This is a genomic window from Streptomyces sp. NPDC002680 (genome assembly GCF_042889145.1).
Classification (GTDB): domain Bacteria; phylum Actinomycetota; class Actinomycetes; order Streptomycetales; family Streptomycetaceae; genus Streptomyces; species Streptomyces adonidis.
Map to the genome: position 1 here is coordinate 370,658 of NZ_JBIAQP010000012.1, position 18,513 is coordinate 389,170.

General features: G+C 71.6%; 15 protein-coding genes. 6 read left to right on the forward strand and 9 right to left on the reverse strand.

Going from position 1 to position 18,513, the window contains the following annotated elements; translation table 11 throughout:
- Window positions 1-13 precede the first annotated feature (13 nt).
- From ACFYXF_RS31040 to ACFYXF_RS31065, 6 genes are all read right to left on the reverse strand, one after another.
- Window positions 14-4,003, reverse strand: coding sequence for a beta-ketoacyl synthase N-terminal-like domain-containing protein (locus ACFYXF_RS31040; RefSeq protein WP_389354532.1), 3,990 nt, complete (start codon window positions 4,001-4,003; stop codon window positions 14-16).
- Entirely contained in the window at window positions 4,000-5,757 is a 1,758-nt protein-coding gene (locus tag ACFYXF_RS31045) for a fatty acyl-AMP ligase (protein WP_389354534.1), read from the reverse strand. Before ACFYXF_RS31045 ends, ACFYXF_RS31040 begins: the two co-directional genes overlap by 4 nt.
- An 89-nt stretch (window positions 5,758-5,846) precedes the next feature.
- Entirely contained in the window at window positions 5,847-7,409 is a 1,563-nt protein-coding gene (locus ACFYXF_RS31050; protein WP_389354577.1) for an acyl-CoA carboxylase subunit beta, read from the reverse strand.
- Window positions 7,410-7,553: 144 nt separating this feature from the next.
- Window positions 7,554-8,435 carry a metal ABC transporter permease gene (locus ACFYXF_RS31055; protein WP_389354535.1) on the reverse strand — a complete coding sequence of 294 codons (882 nt, stop codon included), beginning with the start codon at window positions 8,433-8,435 and terminating at the stop codon, window positions 7,554-7,556.
- Entirely contained in the window at window positions 8,432-9,274 is an 843-nt protein-coding gene (locus ACFYXF_RS31060) for a metal ABC transporter ATP-binding protein (protein WP_389354536.1), read from the reverse strand. Before ACFYXF_RS31060 ends, ACFYXF_RS31055 begins: the two co-directional genes overlap by 4 nt.
- Window positions 9,271-10,206, reverse strand: a complete 936-nt coding sequence (locus ACFYXF_RS31065; protein WP_389354538.1) for a metal ABC transporter solute-binding protein, Zn/Mn family — start codon at window positions 10,204-10,206, stop codon at window positions 9,271-9,273. Before ACFYXF_RS31065 ends, ACFYXF_RS31060 begins: the two co-directional genes overlap by 4 nt.
- Before the next feature lie 261 nt (window positions 10,207-10,467).
- Between ACFYXF_RS31065 and ACFYXF_RS31070 the strand changes: the two genes are divergently transcribed.
- The 5 genes from ACFYXF_RS31070 (at window position 10,468) to ACFYXF_RS31090 (ending at window position 14,592) form a co-directional block, all read left to right on the forward strand.
- Window positions 10,468-11,091, forward strand: coding sequence for a bifunctional 4-hydroxy-2-oxoglutarate aldolase/2-dehydro-3-deoxy-phosphogluconate aldolase (locus ACFYXF_RS31070; protein WP_389354540.1), 624 nt, complete (start codon window positions 10,468-10,470; stop codon window positions 11,089-11,091).
- Window positions 11,088-11,288, forward strand: a complete 201-nt coding sequence (locus ACFYXF_RS31075) for a hypothetical protein (protein ID WP_389354541.1) — start codon at window positions 11,088-11,090, stop codon at window positions 11,286-11,288. Before ACFYXF_RS31070 ends, ACFYXF_RS31075 begins: the two co-directional genes overlap by 4 nt.
- A 148-nt stretch (window positions 11,289-11,436) precedes the next feature.
- Window positions 11,437-12,357: a sugar kinase gene (locus tag ACFYXF_RS31080; RefSeq protein WP_389354579.1), complete on the forward strand. Its 921-nt coding sequence runs from the start codon at window positions 11,437-11,439 to the stop codon at window positions 12,355-12,357.
- Between the two features lie 200 nt (window positions 12,358-12,557).
- Window positions 12,558-13,259 carry a BTAD domain-containing putative transcriptional regulator gene (locus tag ACFYXF_RS31085; RefSeq protein ID WP_389354543.1) on the forward strand — a complete coding sequence of 234 codons (702 nt, stop codon included), beginning with the start codon at window positions 12,558-12,560 and terminating at the stop codon, window positions 13,257-13,259.
- A gap of 187 nt (window positions 13,260-13,446) precedes the next feature.
- Window positions 13,447-14,592, forward strand: a complete 1,146-nt coding sequence (locus ACFYXF_RS31090; protein WP_389354545.1) for a ricin-type beta-trefoil lectin domain protein — start codon at window positions 13,447-13,449, stop codon at window positions 14,590-14,592.
- A gap of 339 nt (window positions 14,593-14,931) precedes the next feature.
- Here ACFYXF_RS31090 and ACFYXF_RS31095 read toward each other — a convergent pair whose 3' ends face one another.
- The 3 genes from ACFYXF_RS31095 to ACFYXF_RS31105 form a co-directional block, all read right to left on the reverse strand.
- Entirely contained in the window at window positions 14,932-15,726 is a 795-nt protein-coding gene (locus tag ACFYXF_RS31095; RefSeq protein WP_389354547.1) for an SDR family NAD(P)-dependent oxidoreductase, read from the reverse strand.
- 201 nt (window positions 15,727-15,927) lie between these two features.
- Window positions 15,928-16,938 (reverse strand): zinc-binding alcohol dehydrogenase family protein, encoded by a 1,011-nt coding sequence (locus tag ACFYXF_RS31100; RefSeq protein ID WP_389354581.1) that lies wholly within the window; start codon window positions 16,936-16,938, stop codon window positions 15,928-15,930.
- A gap of 150 nt (window positions 16,939-17,088) precedes the next feature.
- Complete coding sequence (locus ACFYXF_RS31105) at window positions 17,089-17,451, reverse strand: winged helix-turn-helix transcriptional regulator (RefSeq protein WP_389354549.1); 363 nt, start codon at window positions 17,449-17,451, stop codon at window positions 17,089-17,091.
- A gap of 298 nt (window positions 17,452-17,749) precedes the next feature.
- Between ACFYXF_RS31105 and ACFYXF_RS31110 the strand changes: the two genes are divergently transcribed.
- Window positions 17,750-18,421 (forward strand): hypothetical protein, encoded by a 672-nt coding sequence (locus ACFYXF_RS31110; protein WP_389354551.1) that lies wholly within the window; start codon window positions 17,750-17,752, stop codon window positions 18,419-18,421.
- The last annotated feature ends 92 nt before the right edge of the window (window positions 18,422-18,513 follow it).

Below are 18,513 nucleotides of genomic sequence, written 5' to 3' on the forward strand. Positions count from 1 at the left end.
CTCGTGGTCCGGTTCAGCGGCTGTGCTCTTCGAGCGCGCGCCGCAGATGGGCGGCGATCTCGTCGACGTACGGCGGGTCGAGCAGCGACAGATGGTGCCCCGCGACCGGTACGACCGTCAGCCGCGGGCACACCTCGTCCCAGCCGAGCGCCTCGTCGTCCCGCTCGTACGCCGGGTCGCGCACGGTGTGCGGAGCGGGCTCGGTGGCCCGGTACAGCACCACCGGCCCGTCGTAGGGCCCGGGTTCGTGCGCTTCGCCGATTCTCAGGTCCAGATAGGAGGAGCGCTGGTGCTCCAGGGCGGCGGGCGGTACGTCGACGGCCTCGCGCAGGGCCCGCAGTACGGTGTCGATGCGCTCGCCGTCGTCGTCCATGGCCTCCAACTCGTCGTACGGCAGCCCCAGTTGGACCCCGTACGCGTCGGCGACATGGTTCGCGAAGCCCGTGAAGTGGGCGCGGATCCGGTCGGCCGGGGTGTCGCCGGGCCGGGGGAGCGGCCGTACGGAGTCGAGGAGCGCCACGAGCCCGACCTCCCGCCCGGCGGCGGCGAGTTGCCGTGCGGTCTCCTGGGCGACGAAACCGCCGAAGGACCAACCGGCAAGCAGATACGGCCCGTTGGGGTGGGCGGCGGTGAGGGCTTCGGCGTAGCGGCGCGCCTTCGCGGTCACCGTACGGGCGTCCGGGAGCCGTTCCAGTCCGTACACCGGGCGTTCCTCACCCAGCCGTTCGACGAGCGTCCGGTAGACGTCGGTCGTACCGCCGGCGGCGTGGACGAGGAAGAGCGGGGCCTGGGAGCCGGTGGCGCGCAGAGTGCGCAGGGGGGAGTCCAACTCGGTTGCGGGGAGCCCCTGTTGGAGATGATCGGCCACCGACTGGACAGTGGTGGCGCCGAGCAGCTCGCGCAGGGGCAACTCGATCCCGAACTCGCCTGCCAGGGCCGTGCGGATACGGACCGCCATCAGGGAGTCCAGGCCGAGGTCGGCCAGCGCGGTGGCGGGCGTGATGCGGGTCGCAGGGTGGCCGGTGACGGCGGCGATGTGGTGACGCAGCCGCCCGGAGACGGACGTGTCCGGTACGTCGACCTCCTTGAACGCCGATACCGGCGCGGCTGTCGCACGCCTGCCGTCCGTCCACCAGTGCCGGACATGCCGCCAACGCGGTGCGGGCAGGTCGATGACATGGCCCGGCGGCAACGGCAGCCGCCCGCCCGCGCAGTACAAGGCGCCCACCTGGGCAAGGAACTCGGCGGAACTGTCGGCGTCGCGGCGCAGGGTGCCGATGGCGAGGGCGCCGGGCGCGGTGTCGGTGATCGCCCTGGTCAGGACCGGGTGGGGCGAGATCTCGACGAAGGCGGTGTGACCGTCGGCGTGGGCCGCCGCGACGGCCCGGTCCAGACGTACGGGCCGTCTCAGGTTCGCGGCCCAGTGAGCGGCGTCGAAGAGGGAGTCGCCGCGCGGGTCGTCCAGGACGGTGGAGTAGACGGGGACCCGGGGTCGGCCGCCCGTCATGTCTGCGAGCGAGTCGGCCAACTCCGGTAGCAGTGGGTCGACTTGGGGCGAGTGTCCCGCGCCGACGACACGCAGGGCACGAGCGGTCCGCCCTTGCTGCTCCAGCCTCCGCACCAACCGGGCCACCGCGGCCTCCTCCCCGGTGACGACCTTCTGCCCGGGCGAGGAGTGCACGGCGACGCAGACACCCAGGAAGTCCCGTTCCAGGGCGTCGAGTTCACCGTCGTCGAGGTCGACGACAGCCATGGCGCCGCCCCTCAGTTGGCTGAGCAGCCGGGCCCGTACGGCGACCACCCGGGCGGCCTCGGACACGTCCAGCGCGCCCGCGCACACCGCGGCGGCCACCTCGCCCACGGAATGGCCGATGACGGCGACGGGCTCGACACCGTACGAGCGCCACAGCTCGGCCAGCGCCAACTGGAGCCCGAACAGCACGGGTTGGGCGACTTCGAGCCGGTCGAGTTCGCCGCCGGACGCCAGGTGGTCGTACAGGGAGAGTCCGCACTCCGGGGCGATCTGCGCGTCGAGCTTCTCCACGGCGGCGGCGAAGGCGGGTTCCTCGGCGATCAGTCGGCGCCCCATGCCGGCCCACTGGCTCCCGTACCCGGAGAAGACCCACACCGGCCCGCGCCCCACGAGCTTCCGCTCGTCCGTCACGACCTGCGTGTGGGGGCGTCCCTGCGCCAACGCGCCCAGCCCGTCCGCGAGTTCGGCACGGTCTCGGGCGACGACCGCCGCGCGTACCGGCCCTCGCCCTCCCCGCCCGGCGAGCGTGCGTGCCACGTCGGCAGGGTGGGCGGCGCCGCCCTCGGGTGTCCGGAGCCAGTCGGCCAGTCTGGACGCCGTGTCGCGGAGGCGGAGGGTGTCGACGTCGGAGAGGAGGTGGAGGCGGGTGGTCGGGGATTCATCGTGGAGTGGCGGGAGGATCTCGGGCCGCCATTCCTCCAGTACCGCATGGGCGTTGGTGCCGCCGAACCCGAAGCCGGACACCCCGGCGGTGGCCGTGCCGCCGTAACGCGGCCATGGCTCGCACTCGGTGACCACCCGAAGCCGTTCGTCGTCCAGGGCGCTCCCGTCCGTGCAGTGCAGGGAGGGTGGGATGACGTCGCGGTGCAGTGCGAGGACCGTCTTGACCAGCCCGGCGATGCCCGCTGCGGCCTCCAGATGGGCGAGGTTGCCCTTGACGGAGCCGAGCAGCAGCGGCTGGTCGGGGTCGCGGCCCGCGCCGAGTACGGCACCGAGGGCGCCCGCCTCGATCGGGTCGCCGAGCCGGGTACCGGTGCCGTGGGCCTCGACGTGGTCGATGTGGGCCGGGGAGAGTCCGGACCGGGCGTAGACGGTGGTCAACAGGGCTTGCTGGGCAGCGGGGTTGGGCGCCAGGAGGCCGTTGGAGCGGCCGTCGGAGTTGACGGCCGTGGCGCGGACGACGGCAAGGACGCGGTCGCCGTCCCGCTCGGCGTCGGACAGTCGCTTGAGCAGCACGGCCGCGCAGCCCTCGCCGCGTCCGATGCCGTCGGCAGCCGCCGAGAACGGCTTGCACCGCCCGTCCGGCGCGAGGGCACCGGCCCGCCGGAACGCCACGCCGACGGTGGGGGAGAGCAGCAGGTTGACCCCGGCGGCGATCGCCGTGTCGCTCTCACCGGTGCGCAGACTGACACAGGCGTGGTGCACGGCGACCAAGGACGACGAACAGGCCGTGTCGACGGCCATGCTCGGGCCTCGGGTGTCCAGCACATACGCCAGTCGCCCCGCCGTCACGCTCAACGCCCCGCCCGCAGGGGCCCAGGGATCGACGGTCGCCGGGTCGGCGCCGGTGAGCGAGCCGTACTCGGCGGCGGAGACGCCGACGAAGACACCGGTGGCGGTACCGGCGAGGGACTCGGCCGGGACGGAGGCGTGGTCGAGAGCCTCGTGGACGACCTCCAGGAGGATCCGCTGCTGGGGGTCCATCACCGCGGCCTCGCGCGGGGTGATGCGGAAGAAGTCCGCGTCGAACCCGGCGATGTCGTCGAGGTAACCGCCGTACAGGGGCGCGTCGGAGGGCGGAAAGGCCCCGAAGTCGCGCCACCGGTCCTCCGGAACCCGACGCACGGCGTCGACGCCCTCGGCCAGCAACCGCCAGTAGTCGCCCGGCCCGTGCACACCCCCGGGCAGTCGGCAGCCGACCCCGATGACCGCGACAGGCTCGCCGGTCGTCGCCGGGGCAGGTGCCTGAGCGACCCCTGCGCTCGGCCCCGTCTCCGTCTCCGTGCGGCACAAGTACGCCACCAGGGCATCCCCGGTGGGCGCCTCCCACAACAGCGTCGCCGCCAGCTCACGCCCCGTCGCCCGCGACAACTCCCCGGCCAGCACGACCGCGTCCCGCGACGACATGCCGAGGTCCGCCAACGGCCGGTCCATCGGCACGTCCTCGACAGCGGTACCGCTCCACGCGGCCACCCGCTCGGCGACCAGCCGACGCAACCGTCCCTCGTCGTCGACGCCGCCGCCCCTCATCCCGCCGCCTCCGGCCCGTAGGCACCCTCCAGATAGCGCTGCCGGGTCAGCGCCCGGGCCACCTTGCCGCTGGACGTACGCGGAATCGCGCCCGGCGATACGAGGAGGACGTCCGCGAGCCGTAACCCGTGCCGCGCCGAGACGGCCGCGCGCACGGCACGCACCAGTCCCGGTACGTCGATCTCCGCGAGGGCGGTGCCCCGTACCCGCTCGGCCACCACGACCACCCGCTCGCCCGCGTCACCCTGCACCCCGAACGCGGCGAGCCGGTCGCGCCGCACGGCCGGGTCCGCGTCCTGGACCGTGGCCTCCACGTCCTGCGGATAGTGGTTGCGGCCGTCGACGACGATCAGGTCCTTCAGCCGCCCGGTGACGATCAACTGCCCGTCCAGGAAGGTCCCGAGGTCGCCGGTGCGCAGCCAGTGGCCCGTATCGGCCGAGTCGTCGCCCGGCTCGGCGAACTCGGCGCCGAAGACGCGCCGGGTCTGCTGCTCCCGATTCCGGTAACCGCGCCCCACGTTGGGCCCCTGCACCCAGATCTCGCCGACCTCTCCCTCGGACAACCGGGCACGGGACACGGGATCGGCGATCCGCACGCGCTGGCCCGCCGGAGTCCCGCAGCCGGTCAGCGTCACGGCTCTGGGATCGTCGGCCCGCGCGGGCAGCGCCTTCCCGGTGGCCAGGGCGTCGCGGTCGAGCGCGAACCGGCGCAGGGGGTCCCCGGGTCTGCCTGCGCTGACGAAGACGGTGGCCTCGGCGAGCCCGTACGACGGACAGTGGACGTCAGGAGCCAGTCCCTGGGCGGCGAAGGCGGCGTGGAACCGGTCGGCCGTGCCGGGGCGGACCGGTTCGCTGCCGTTGATCAGCGCGGCGACACCGTCCAGCCGCAGTCCTGATCTCTGGGCCTCGGTGACTGTTGAAGTGCAGTAGTCGTAGGCGAAGTTGGGCGCCGCGCTCAGCGCACGCGGGTGCGCGGCGAGCAGCCGCAGCCAGCGCACCGGTTCGTGCAGGAACGCGGCCGGATCCATGAGCACCGACAGCAGCCCCCGTACGACCGGGGCGGCGACGCTCAGGACGAGCCCCATGTCGTGGTACAGCGGCAGCCAGCCCACACAGGTCACCGAACGGTCGTCCACACCGTAAGCGGCCAGCGCCTGACGGGCGTTGACGACGACATTGCCGTGAGTGATCTCCACGCCCGCCGGGGAACGGGTCGACCCGGACGTGTACTGGAGGTAGGCGACCGCGTCGTCGTGCGGGGTGACCGACAGCAAGTCGCCTGCGGTGTCGGGCACTTGGTCCACCGCGATGATCCGCACCGGGAGGACGCGGGCGCAGAAGTCCCGTACCTCGTCGAGGAGGTGACTGGTCGTCACCACCGTCGCGGGACTCGCGTCCTCCAGTACGGTCGCGAGCCGGTCGCCGTGCCCGGGCAGACCCGGCGGATACAGCGGTACGGCGACCAGTCCGGCCGTGAGCGCCGCCAGGAACGCGATGACGTAGTCCGTACCCTGCGGACACAGCAGCGCGACCCGGGATCCGGGCTCGGCCTCCTCGGCGAGGCGCGCGGCCAACTTCCGTACTCGCAGATCCAGTTGGCGCCAGGTCAGGGTGCGGTGGACGCCGCGCGAGTGCGGGGCGGGATGGTCGACGAAGGTGAACGCCCGGCGGTCGGGGGTGGTTTCGGCCCAGTGGCGTACGTACTCCGGCAGACTCCGGTGGGCGGGGGCGAGCGGGGGGCGGCGGCTGTCCATCGGGCATGGCTCCTCACATCGCGGAACGGCGGGACTCACGACTTGACGAGTACTCGGGCGGCTCAGACGTCTCAGAGAGATCAGACAGCTCAGAGGGGGATGTTGCCATGTCTGCGCGTCGGCATCGGGGCGCGCTTTCCGCGCAGGGCGCGCAGGGCGCGGACGATGTGCGCGCGGGTGTCGCGCGGGGCGATCACGGCGTCGACGTACCCGCGTTCGGCGGCCAGATAGGGCGTTCCGTACGTACTCTCGTACGCGGCGACGAGAGTGGCCCGCAGCGCCTCCGGATCGTCTGCGGCGGCCAGTTCGCGCCGGTGCAGGATGCCCACCGCGCCCTCGGCGCCCATGACGGCGATCCGGGCGGTGGGCCAGGCGAGGTTGATGTCGGCGCCGAGATGCTTGGAGCCCATCACCGCGTACCCGCCGCCGTACGCCTTGCGCACCACCACCGTCACCTTCGGGACGGTCGCCTCGGCGTACGCGTACAGCAGTTTGGCGCCGCGCCGGATGATCCCGGCCTGCTCCTGGCGGACGCCGGACAGATAGCCGGGGACGTCGGCGAAGGTCAGCAGCGGGATACCGAACGCGTCGCAGAACCGCACGAAGCGCGCGGCCTTCTCGGAGGCGTCGATGTCCAGGACACCGGCCGCGTGGAGCGGCTGGTTGGCGACGACACCGACGGAGGAGCCCTCGACGAGAGCCAGTGCGCAGATGATGTTCGGCGCGAACAGCTCCTGGATCTCCAGCAGTTCACCCCCGTCGACGACCGCGCGCAGGATGTCCCGCATGTCGTAGGCCTGCCCGAGCCGGTCCGGCACGACCTCGTCGAGACTGACATCGGCGGGCGGCGGCGTGGGCGTGTACTGCGGGGGCCGCTCCAGGTTGTTGGCGGGCAGGTACGACAGCAGGTCGCGTACGGTGTCGAGGGCCTCCACTTCGTCGGCGGCGAGGAAGTGGGCGTTGCCGTTGACGGAGTTGCTGGTGCGGGCGCCGCCCAGGTCCTCGGCGCTAGTGCGCTCCCCGGTGACCGCCTCGATGACATCGGGCCCGGTGACGAACATGTGCGAGGCGCCGTCGACCATCACGGTGAAGTCGGTGATGGCCGGCGAGTACGCGGCCCCACCCGCACAGGGGCCGAGGACGACCGAGAGTTGGGGGATGACCCCGGAGGCCTGCACGTTGCGGCGTACCAGCTCGGCGTAGAGGGCGAGCGAGGTGACGCCCTCCTGAATGCGGGCGCCGCCGCCGTCGTTGAGGCCGATCACCGGGCAGCCGGTCTTCATCGCCAGGTCCATCAGGGCGATCGTCTTCTCCCCGAAGGCCTCGCCCATGCTCCCGCCGAACACCGTGGAGTCCTGGGCGAACACACAGACGGGACGGCCGTCGACCGTGCCGTGCCCGGTGACCACCCCGTCTCCGTACGGGCGCCGGGCACCGTCACCGGTGGGCCGCGCCCGGACGAACTGCCCGGTCTCGGTGAACGAGCCCTCGTCCAGCAGCAGATCGATCCGCTCACGGGCGCCGTACTCCCCGCGTCTTCTCGGCCCGCCCTCCGTGAGCGCCCGCGCCCGACGGCTCTCCAGAACGGTGATGCGGTCGGCGGTGCGGTCGGGCACGTGCGTCGCCCAGGATGTTGTCGCCTCTAGCGTCACAGCCACCTCCGAAGTGGCTTTCGAATATGGCAGCGCCGGAGGAGCGGACCGGGCCAATCACCTTTCTGTGTGCGGGAGATGAGTCCTGCGGGACCGGGGTTCGTCCGTGAGTGACAAGTGCCGGTGTTGTGAGGCCGCTGTGTGTCAGGCGGGCTGCGGGACCGGCCTCCGGTCTCCCCAGCGCCGGGTGCGGTAGGCGCCCGCGAGGCGGCACAGCGCGTAGATGCCGAACGAGATGGTGGTGACGTACGGGCTGATGGGGATGGAGCTGCCCAGGGCCAGCAGGATGCCGCCCTCGATGGACAGCACGGCGAAGACCACGCTGAGCAGCGGCAGCAGCACCGGGGACGCGGTGACGCGGGCGGCGGCCGCGGCCGGGGTGACGACCAGGGTCAGGACCAGCAGCGCGCCGACGACCTGGACCGACAGGGCGACGGTCAGCCCGAGCACGATCATGAAGGCGAAGGACAGCCCGCGCACCGGCACACCACGGGCCGCGGCGACGTCCGGGTCCGCGCTGGCGAAGGTCAACGGCCGCCAGATGACGGCCAGGACCACCAGAACCAGGGCGGAGGTGCCAAGGAGCCAGGTCATCTGCGGGGTGTCGACGGCGACGATCTGCCCGGTGAGCAGGCCGAACTTGTTGGCCGCCCGGCCCTTGTAGAGAGCGAGGAAGAGCACGCCGAGCCCGAGCCCGAACGGCATGAGGATGCCGATCGCCGAATTGCGGTCGCGGGCCCGCGCGCCCATGATCCCGATCGCACCGGCCGCGACGAGCGACCCCACGATCGAGCCCGCCACGATGTTCGTGCCCAGCAGCAGTGCCGCCGAGGCGCCCGCGAAGGACAGCTCGCTGATGCCGTGCACCGCGAAGGGCAGATCCCGCATGATGACGAAGACCCCGGCCAGCCCGCCGACGAGGCCGAGCGCGGCACCCGCGATGAGGGAGTTGCGGACCAGGGCCAGCAGCTCGCCGTAGTTCTCGAAGCTGAAGATCTGGTGCCAGACCCCCTCGGCGAGCGTCATCGGCGTACTTCCTCGGTCTCGTGAACGGGCTGATCGGTGTGATGGGGTGGTGCGGCCGGTCCGTCGGGGGCGCCGACGACCACGACCCGGCCCTGGACGCGGAGGACGTCGACCCGGGTGCCGTACAGCTGCGACAGCGACTCCGAGGTCAGGACCTCCTCCGGAGTTCCGACCCGGTGGCCGCCCGGCGCGAGGTACAGCACGCGGTCGACCAGGCCGAGCACCGGGTTGATCTCATGGGTCACGAAGACCACGGACGTGCCGTGGGAGCGGCGGCGGGCGTCCACGAGTTCGGTGACGGCCCGCTGGTGGTTCAGGTCGAGGGAGAGCAGGGGCTCGTCGCAGAGCAGGATGCGCGGGTCGGTCGCCAGGGCCTGCCCGATCCGGACGCGCTGCCGTTCGCCGCCGGACAGCATGCCGAGGGGAACGTCGGCGTACGCCGACGCCCCGACCGAGGCGAGGATCTCGTCGACCCGGTGGCGGACGGCACCGGTGCGCAGCCGAGGTCCGAAACGGTGCCCGTCGATGCCGAAGCGCACGAGATCGCGGGCCCGCAGCATGGCCTGTGCGGACAGTTCCGCCTGCTGGGGGACGTACCCGAGATGACGGCCGGCCTCGCGAGCGGGGCCGCCGAGGACGGTCAGAGTCCCGGCGGACAGCGGCTGCCGGCCCAGCAGAGCCCGTACGAAACTGGTCTTGCCGGAGCCGTTCGGCCCGAGCACGGCCAGGAACTCACCCGGCCGTACGTCCAGGTCGAGGCCCTGCCACACCACGCGGGCGCCGTACGACAGTTCGGCACCGCGCAGGCTGATCACCGCCTCCGGGGCGGGCCGGCTCACTTGGCGAGCGCGCTCGCGAGCGCGTCGACGTTGGAGGTCATCCAGCCGAGATAGTCCTTGCCGGCGGGCAGGGTCTCGGTCACCGGTACGACGGGAATGTCGGCCGCCTTGGCCGCGGCCTTGGACTTCTCGGTCTGCGGGCCGGAGGTCTGCTCGTTGTAGACGAGCGCCGCGACCTGCTTGTCGCTGAACACCGCCAGCGTGGCCTGAAGCACCCGGGGGGAGACGTCGTCGCCTTCCTCGATGGCCTCGCTGAACGCTGCGGGCGTCTTGTTGACCAGACCGCTGGCGCTGGTGAGATAGAGCGGCACGGGCTCGGTGATGGCAATGCCCTCGCCCGCGTGCTCCTTCTTGATCTGGGCCTCCTTCGCCTCCAGCGCCGTGAGCTTCGTCTTGAATGCCTCGGCGTTCTTGGTGAAGAGGGCGGCGTCGGCGGAGTCGGCCTTGCCGAGGGCGGCGGCTATTCGGTCAGCGATCTTCGCGACGGTCGGGAAGTCGTACCAGACGTGCTCGTTCAGCTCACCGCCCTTCGGGGCGGTCTTGCCGGAGACCTTGACGGCGTTGACGACCTCGGCGGATGCGTTGCTGCTCTTCAGCATGCGGTCCACGAAGTCGTCGTAGCCGCCGCCGTTCTCGATGACGAGCTTGGCCTTGGACAGCGCCAGCTGGTTCTGGGTGTTGGCCTCGTAGGAGTGCGGGTCCTGGTCGGGATCGCTGATGATCGACGTGACGTCGACCTTCGCGCCGCCTATCTGCTCGACGATGTCGCCGTACACATTGGTGGAGGCGACCACGGCGACCTTCGACGAGGCGACCGGTTCCTGCGCACCGCTCCCGTCACCGCCGGAGTCCGACGAACTGCCGCACCCCGCGAGAAGGGCCAGCGAGGCGCCGGTGATCAGGGCGAGACGCCGGGACGGGGACGGGGACATGGATCCTCCACGAGAGCAGCATGCACAGGGGGCCGGGTCGGCACGCGACGGACCGGCATGCGCCACCGTAGATGGAAATGAATGTCAAGAACATGGCCGATTCCGATCGATATGGAAACCATTGCCAACCCTTGACGCGCCCCATGTGACCCGGGAGAAGATCATGACGATGTCGCGAGAGGCAGGCAGGCCCCCACGCAGAAGCAGAAGCAGAAGCAGAAACCGGCACGTCACGCAGAAGCAGAAGGAGAGCCCGCTCCCATGAACCTGGTGGAATCGCTCCGGGCCCACCGCCTGCTGGCGATCGTGCGAGGCAAGGATCCCGGCGCGGCCCTGCGCACCGTACGTACCCTCGCCGAGGAAGGCATCGCGGCCGTCGAGGTCTCACTGACCACCGCCGACGCCCTGACTGTCATCAGGCAGGCCCGCACTGACCTGGGCCCCGATGCACTCCTCGGCGCCGGCACCGTTCGCTCGGCCACGGACGCCGCCTGCGCCGTGGAGGCCGGCGCGTCGTACCTGGTCACCCCGGCGCTGGTCGACGGTCTTGAGCCGTACGGCGTACCCGTGCTGATGGGCGCCCTGACACCGACCGAGGTCGAGGCCGCCCTCGCCCGGGGCGCCGCCGCGATCAAACTCTTCCCCGGGTCACTGGGCGGCCCCGGCTATCTACGGGCCCTGCGCGACCCCTTCCCCGAGGTGCCCTTCGTGCCGGTCGGCGGGGTGGACGCGCGGGCCGCCCGTGAGTATCTCGACCGGGGTGCGATCGCCGTCGGCGTCGGCTCACCGCTCGTCGGGGACGCGGCTGACGGCGGAGATCTGGGCCAACTCCGCGTCCGCGTGGCCGAGTTCCGCGAGGTGGCGGCGGCGGGGGAGGCACTGTGACGGCCCCGGGTCCCCACTCTTCGCCGGACGTGGTGACCTTCGGCGAGGCCATGGCAGTGCTGCGGTTCGGCAAGGTGGCGGCAGGGGGAGACGCCGTGACGACTCCGGTCGGCCAGTCCCCTCCGGATGTGGTGACCTTTGGTGGGACAGTGGCGGTGCTGCGGCTCGGCGAGTTGGCGGCGGGGGAAGGGTTGTGACGGCCTCGGGGCGTCAGTCCTCGTCGGATGTGGTGACCTTTGGTGGGACAGTGGCGGTGCTGCGGCTCGGCGAGTTGGCGGCGGGGGAAGGGTTGTGACGGCCCCGGGGCGCCAGTCCTCGCCGGATGTCGTGACCTTCGGCGAGACCATGGCGGCGCTGCGGGCCCAGGGCGCGCTGCGGCTCGGCGGGAACCTCGGTCTGTCCGTCGCGGGAGCCGAGTCCAACGTCGCGATCGGCCTTGCCCGGCTCGGGCACCGGGTGCGCTGGGCCGGGCGGGTCGGCGCGGACGAACTCGGCGCGCTGGTACTGCGTACGCTGCGCGCCGAGGGCATCGACACCGACCACGCGGTCGTCGACGACGCTGGTCGGCCAACGGGCCTGCTGCTGACCGAACCCCGCCTGGGCACGCTCACGCGTGTCAGCTACTACCGCGCAGGTTCGGCGGGTTCGGCGGTCTCACCGGCCGACGTGCTGCCGGCGCTGGCCGCCGGATCCCGCGTCCTGCACCTGACCGGCATCACACCGGCGCTCGGTCCGTCGGCGGCCGAGGCCACGCTCGCCGCGGCCATGGCGGCGCGCGAGGCCGGCATCACCGTATGCCTCGACGTCAACTACCGCTCCCGACTGTGGACCACCGACCTAGCCCGCACGACCTTGCGCCCGCTCCTGCCCCACACCGACCTGCTCATCGCCTCCGAGGACGAGCTGCCGCTCGTGCAGGAACGGCTCGGCGCGGGCGAATCCGAGGCCGTGCACAGCATCCTGGCCGCAGGTGTCGACGAGGTGGTCGTCAAGCGCGGCGCACGTGGCGCGACCGGCTTCACCGCCGAGGGGGCGACCGACCGCGCGGCACGGCAGGTCGACGCCGTCGATCTGGTCGGCGCGGGCGACGCCTTCGTGGCGGGGTACCTGTCCGGACTCCTCGACGGAGCGGACATCCCGGCCCGGCTGCACCGGGCCGTCACCACCGCGGCCTTCGCGGTCGCGACCCGGGGGGACTGGGAGGGCCTTCCTACGCGGGAGGAACTGGGCTTGTTGGACGAGGCGGAGGGTACGACCATCCGCTGAACCGGGAGGGATCGGCGGTGGGCCGATGATCGTGCCCGCGGCGAGGTCGGACGCCCCCCGTTGTCAGCCCGTGGCTCCCGCGTTCCAAGTCCGTTCCAAGACCCGTCTGCATAGTGCGGTAGCAGGCCGGTTCAGGAGTTTGGCGTCGTGCGTGTTGCTCGGGGTCCTGGTGCCGGGTCGGGATTCACCGGGAGATCTGGGTGCGGGAGCAGGTACGGTTCGCGGTGCTGGGACCGGTCAGGGCGTGGCGTGGGACCGTCGAGGTCGACCTCGGGCCGCCCCAGCAGCGGGCGGTGCTGCTGCTGGCGGAAGGCTCCCAGGTGCGGGTCGGTGAGCTGGTCGACGCGGTGTGGGGGACCGAGCCGGTGGCCTCGGCCACGGGTTCCATACGTACGTACGTGCACCGGTTGCGGCATCGGCTCGACCCGTCCGTGATCCGTTCCATGGGCGACGGATACGTGGTGCGCGTCTCGCCGGAAGAACTCGACGTCGCCGCCTTTCGCGACCTCGTCGCCCAGGCCGAGCAGTCTCGTCGGGCGGGGGATGCCAAGGACACCGCGCGGCTCCTTCGTGACGCGCTCGGCCTGTGGCGCGGCACCGCGCCGGCCGGCATCCGGGGTGAGTACGCGCAGGTGCAGCGGGAGCGGCTCGGCGCACTGCGGCTGTCCGCACTGGAGGCCCGGCAGGCGGCCGAACTCGACCTCGGCGCCCACACGGACGTTGCCACCGAACCGGGCCAGCTCGGCGACACCCATCTGAGCGCGGGGCGACCGGAGTTGGCGCGCGTGGAGTGGACCGCGGCCCCGCACATCCTCGAACGGCTCGACCACGCCGACTGTCTGCGCGCGAAACTCCGAGAGCTTCCGGTACCGGACGGACGCCGCGTGTCGCCCTTTGCCTAGGCGGTCGTGGACACGACAGAATCGCCCTCGGGCACATCGCCCACGGTGCGAGGACGGCGATCGCCGGTGCCCGCCCGAGGCCATCACGAACCAGCACAGGCCACCACGCACGGCCACGACGTCCTCGACACCTCGACGGCGCACCGGCCGCGCGGGAATCCACCAACCCCAGTACCGGAAGGACGACATGACGGCCTCCTCCGAGGATCCGACGGCGGAGGCCGCCACGGCCCGGCCCGAGCAGACCGCCCTACCACGCCGATCCAGAGGGCCCTCGGCGATCGCCGAGGCGGCTGCCGCGCTCGGGTCCGCCGCCTCCGAGCCCGGGGCCGTACCCGTCCCCGACCCGGAGTCCGTGCCCCCGCCGCCCATGTCCGCGGCGGCGGCGGAGTTCGCGGCACTCACGGAGGCCGCGCCGGACACCCCGGCGCCCGGCAACCGTCCCGACGCTCCTACCGGGGACACGGCCGGCCGTCGCGCCGATGTCACTGCCGCTCCGAGCCGGTGGTCCGCGCTTCTGTCCGCCCGGCACCGCAAGATGCTGCTGGCGGCTGCCATCGGCACCGGCGTCGGTGTCCTGCTGGTCGGCTCCGTGTTCCTCGTGAGCGGCGGCGACAGCGAGGGGCGCCCGGCGGCGGCCGGTACCGGATCGGACACGGCCGTGGACGGCGAGCAGAACCCGGACGCGTCCGGTTCGTTCGGCTCCGCCTCGCCGTCGGGAGGATCCTCCGCGCTGGAGGCCAATGCCACGAACGTCACCCAGCGGCCCGGTGAGCGGCCGACGCCGGACGGCAGTTCACCGGCATCCGGCGACAACACAGGTGGTACGACGCCCACTTCCACGAACGACACCAAGAACGGCGGGGTGCAGACCGGGAGTTCGTCCGAGGACTCCGCTCCGGATGCCGGTTCCGGAGACACCGGCTCCGACGCCGACACCGACGTGGTCCAGGGCGTGCTGATACGGGGCCACGCCTCGGGTCGTTGCATCGACGTGAGCGGAGGCAGTTCGGCGGACCACACCCGCCTGCAGATCTGGGACTGCACGGGCGCCGCCCGCCAGAAGTGGCAGTTCTCGTCGGACGGGACCGTCCGCGCCCTGGGCAAGTGCATGGACGTGGACGGCGGTTCACGGGAGGACGGCGCCTGGATCAAGCTCGTCACCTGCAACGGCACCGGGGCCCAGCGGTTCAGGCTCAACGCCGCGCACGACCTGGTCAACACCCAGGCCGACAAGTGCGTCGACGTCACCGACCAGGTGACCGGCAACGGCGCGGAACTGCAACTGTGGAGCTGCACCGGCGGGGACAACCAGAAGTGGAGCACCGGCTGAGGGCACACCCGCTGGCCCCCGGGGCCTGCCGTTCGGGTCATGCCGGGCCGGCGGGTCACACGCCGAGCCGCGGACGGAGCTCCCGCCCCGCCGCTGTGAGCGCGGCGAACTGGTGATGAGTCAGCGAGGTGTGGCCCGAGGCGTCGGTGATGAGAAGGTCGAAGCGTTCGTGGCAGGTGGCGGTCGCGGAGGTGGAGCTGTTCGGTCACACGCCGAGCTGAACCCGAGGGGTGTCTGCCCGGGAGTCCTCCCGGGCAGACACCCCTCGCCAGCCTTTGAAAGAAGCCAGGCCGCCCCTAGAAGAAGCGAGGCCCTGGCGGAAGCCAGGGCGCTGCCCCGTCAGGGCAGGATCGAGTCGACGTATCCCCCGTCGACCCGCAGGGCTCCGCCCGTGGTGGCCGAAGCCTGTTCGGAGCTGAGGTACACGACCATGTTGGCGATCTCCTCGGGCTCGATCAGCCGTTGCAGGAGGGACTGCGGCCGGTGCTTCCGCATGAACTCGCGCTGGGCCTCGTCCCAGGGCAGGTCGCGGTCGACGAGTTCGTAGACGAAGTCCTCGACGCCGCCCGTGTGGGTGGGGCCGGCGATGACCGAGTTGACCGTCACGCCCGTGCCCGCCGCCTGCTTCGCGAAGCCGCGGCCGACGGCGAGGAGCGCGGTCTTGGACACGCCGTAGTGGATCATCTCGGCCGGGATGACGACCGCCGAGTCGCTGGCGATGTTCAGGATCCGGCCCCAGCCACGCTCCGTCATACCCGGCAGATACATACGGGTCAGCCGTACCGCGGCCAGCACGTTCACCTCGAAATAGCGCCGCCACTCCTCGTCGCTGATCTCCAGCGGGTCCGCGGAGCCGAAGATGCCGAGGTTGTTGACGAGGATGTCCATCTCCGGCAGCGCCTCCAGGACGCGCCGCGCGCCCTCCTCGTTCGCCACGTCGGCGGCAACGGGCACGAAGGAGGCACCGGGCACCTCCTTGGCCAGCCGCGCCACGGCCTCCTCGACCCGCCGCTCGTCCCGGCCGTTCACCCCCACCCGGGCGCCGGAGCGCGCGAGTCCGGCGGCGATCGCCGCGCCGATGCCCTGTGTCGAGCCCGTCACCAGGGCGGTGCGTCCCGTCAGGTCGATCTGCATGTGGAACCAGTCCCCTTGTGCGTTGTGCGGGTGTCCGTCCTGAGTGCCGGTACGTCTGCCGTCAGCCTGGCCGGAGGCTGATCGGTGCGCCACTCCGGCCGACGCCGGCGGGCATGACCTCGCCTGCGTATGCCCACCCGGCGACAGGTGACACTCGGTGCGGGGTCCGCCGTCGCCTCGTGACTCGCCCGCACGGGAGGCTCAGAATCCGGTGAGGGTCACTTTGCCGATGGCGGAGCCGGACTCCAGGATCCGATGCGCCTCGCGCAGATGGGCGGCGTTGATCACGCCGAGGTCCCGGGTGGCCGTGGTGCGCAGGGTGCCCGCGTCGACGAGCCGGGCGATCTCGCCGAGGATGCGGTGCTGCGCCGCCTGGTCCGGCGTCCGGTACAGCGAGCGGGTGAACATGAGTTCCCAGTGGAACGAGATGCTCTTCGACTTCAGCAGGCCGATCTCCACGGGCCCGAAGTCGTCGATGGCGACCAGCCGGCCGAACGGCTTCAGGATGTCGGCGTAGGCGGCGAGGTTCCGGTCCGTACCGACGGTGCTGAAGATGTGGTCCACCCCGCCGGGCGCCACCTCGGTCACCTGCGCCGACAGCGGGCGATGGTGGTCGACCACGTGCGTCACGCCCATCCGGCGGGCGAACTCGACGGTCTCCGGGCGCGAGGCGGTGCCGATCACGGTCAGACCGGTGAGGGCTCGTGCCAGCTGGGCCACCATGGCTCCGACACCGCCCGCCGCCGCGGTCACCAGCAGCGTGCCGGTCTCTTCCCGGGAGTCCTCGCGCAGGCCCAGGCGTTCGAACAGGCCCTCCCAGGCGGTCAGGGAGGTCAGCGGCAGCGCCGCCGCCTCGGTGAAGGAGAGGGTGTTCGGCTTCCGGCCGACGATGCGCTCGTCGACGGTGTGGAAGCGCGCGTTCGTGCCCGGCCGGTCGATCGCGCCGGCGTAGAAGACCTCGTCGCCGACCTCGAACAACTCCACCAGCTCACCGACCGCGACGACCGTGCCGGCGGCGTCCCAGCCGAGCACCTTGGGTTCGCCGCCCGGGTCGTTGCTCTGCCGGACCTTGTAGTCCACGGGGTTGACCGCGACAGCCTCCACCTGGACCAGCAGATCGTGGGGACCCGGCTGCGGCACGGGCAGCTCGACGTCCACGAGGCTCTCGTCGTCATCGATCGGCAGGCTCTTGCGGTAGGCGACGGCGGGCATCGTCGTCGTCTTCCGGCTCTCACTCATGATGGATCTCCTCGACTTGCGGGGCGGGCCGACGAGGGGCGGCGGCCATGGCCGCAAGGTATCCACCAGGAGGTAGTAACCTTCAAGGGATCATACTTCCCATCGGGAAGTGTCCAGGTGAGGTCAGTCGGAGTCGGGGAACCGGTCGATGTTCTGCTCGACCCAGGTACGCAGATGGGCAAGAGGGGCGCAGGCGTCCTTGCCGAGCGGGGTCAGGCTGTACTCGACGCGGGGAGGCACCTCGGCGTAGATCCGGCGGTTGATCAGGCCGTGGTCCTCCAGGCGGCGCAGCGTCTGGGTGAGGACCTTGGGGCTCACGCCCTGCAGTTGGCCGCGCAGTGCTCCGAAGCGCCGGGGCCCGTCCTCCAGTGCGCCCAGGGCGAGAGCGCTCCACTTGTTGGCGAGCAGGTCCAGCATGTCGCGGCAGGGGCAGGCGGCCGCGTAGACGCTCTTGGGGTCGTCACAGAGGTCCGATGTCTTCGTCATCGAGGAATAGTACCCAATGGGTACTGGCATCCCTTGACAGGGCTGAACCGGCCTGCGGAAACGGGACCGCTGCCGACGGAGCGCGGCGACTTGGACCGGCAATGGCCGGCCCGGCTCTTCTGCGCCTGGCTGTCCTGGTCCCGCTTCCGGGCGGTCGTCCCGGTCGAGTGGACATGTGTCGGTCGCCTTGAGGTCAACTCGGAAACCGAGAGTCTCGCGTGAGACCGACGGCGATGAGTGAAACTCTGTTGCCCAGGTGCCTCGCCGCCCGTCATCGTACGGACATGAGGGACTCCACATGCGGCTGAGGCTGCACCAGTTCAGGCCCCGGACCGGGCCGTGCGAGCATCGTGTCGTCCAGCCCCGGCAGCCACTTCGCCACACCTCACTGCGCGCCCCCGAGCCCATCGGCTTTCTGCTCGGCGACCACGACGGGCTGAACCGGCTCGCGGGCCTGTTCTCCTTCGCCGCCTACTCCCGGCACACCATCGTCCATGTACCGCTGCGCAACAGCATCCCGCCGGACGAGGGGACCGGAGAGCCGGTCGACCTCGTGCTGGCCCACCACACGCTCGGCCTGCGCCCCAGCAAATGGCCCGAGTTGCGGCGCAGGCTGGTGAACGGCACTCCACTGACCGTCCGCACCGACGAGGCACGCACCGCCCGGGACGCCACCTCCTGGCGTGACCGCTGTGAACGGGCCGACCACCGGGACGAGTTGCGGCACGCCACCCACGCCCGAACGTTCTTCCTGTTCGGCAGCCGGGACGTCTTCGCCGGGACCGCCATGTCCCTCGCCGACGCGGCAGGCTGGGGCCCGCGCCAGAAAGGCGTGGCCAAAGGCCGCTCGGCCCTGATGACGGCACTCCCAATACTGACCCAGCAACACGGCGGAGGGCACCCCTTCGAGGTGCTGATCTGCTTCAAACCGTATCCGCCGTACGCCCACTTCAAGCTGCCGGGGCGCTAAGAACGGCTAACACAATGATCCGAGTTGTCGGTGGGTGATGAGGCAGCAGGCGAGTTTGAGGAACGCTTCGTGGATGTCGGCCCTGCGTTCCC

What these genes read in the sequence shown, in the direction of transcription:
- ACFYXF_RS31080 (WP_389354579.1), top strand. Translation starts at nt 11,437, where the DNA reads ATGGCGGCGCTGCGGGCCCAGGGCGCGCTGCGGCTCGGCGGGAACCTC.
- ACFYXF_RS31070 (WP_389354540.1), top strand. Translation starts at nt 10,468, where the DNA reads ATGAACCTGGTGGAATCGCTCCGGGCCCACCGCCTGCTGGCGATCGTG.
- ACFYXF_RS31040 (WP_389354532.1), bottom strand. Translation starts at nt 4,003, where the DNA reads ATGAGGGGCGGCGGCGTCGACGACGAGGGACGGTTGCGTCGGCTGGTC.
- ACFYXF_RS31090 (WP_389354545.1), top strand. Translation starts at nt 13,447, where the DNA reads ATGACGGCCTCCTCCGAGGATCCGACGGCGGAGGCCGCCACGGCCCGG.
- ACFYXF_RS31095 (WP_389354547.1), bottom strand. Translation starts at nt 15,726, where the DNA reads ATGCAGATCGACCTGACGGGACGCACCGCCCTGGTGACGGGCTCGACA.
- ACFYXF_RS31110 (WP_389354551.1), top strand. Translation starts at nt 17,750, where the DNA reads ATGCGGCTGAGGCTGCACCAGTTCAGGCCCCGGACCGGGCCGTGCGAG.
- ACFYXF_RS31065 (WP_389354538.1), bottom strand. Translation starts at nt 10,206, where the DNA reads ATGTCCCCGTCCCCGTCCCGGCGTCTCGCCCTGATCACCGGCGCCTCG.
- ACFYXF_RS31105 (WP_389354549.1), bottom strand. Translation starts at nt 17,451, where the DNA reads ATGACGAAGACATCGGACCTCTGTGACGACCCCAAGAGCGTCTACGCG.
- ACFYXF_RS31100 (WP_389354581.1), bottom strand. Translation starts at nt 16,938, where the DNA reads ATGCCCGCCGTCGCCTACCGCAAGAGCCTGCCGATCGATGACGACGAG.
- ACFYXF_RS31045 (WP_389354534.1), bottom strand. Translation starts at nt 5,757, where the DNA reads ATGGACAGCCGCCGCCCCCCGCTCGCCCCCGCCCACCGGAGTCTGCCG.
- ACFYXF_RS31055 (WP_389354535.1), bottom strand. Translation starts at nt 8,435, where the DNA reads ATGACGCTCGCCGAGGGGGTCTGGCACCAGATCTTCAGCTTCGAGAAC.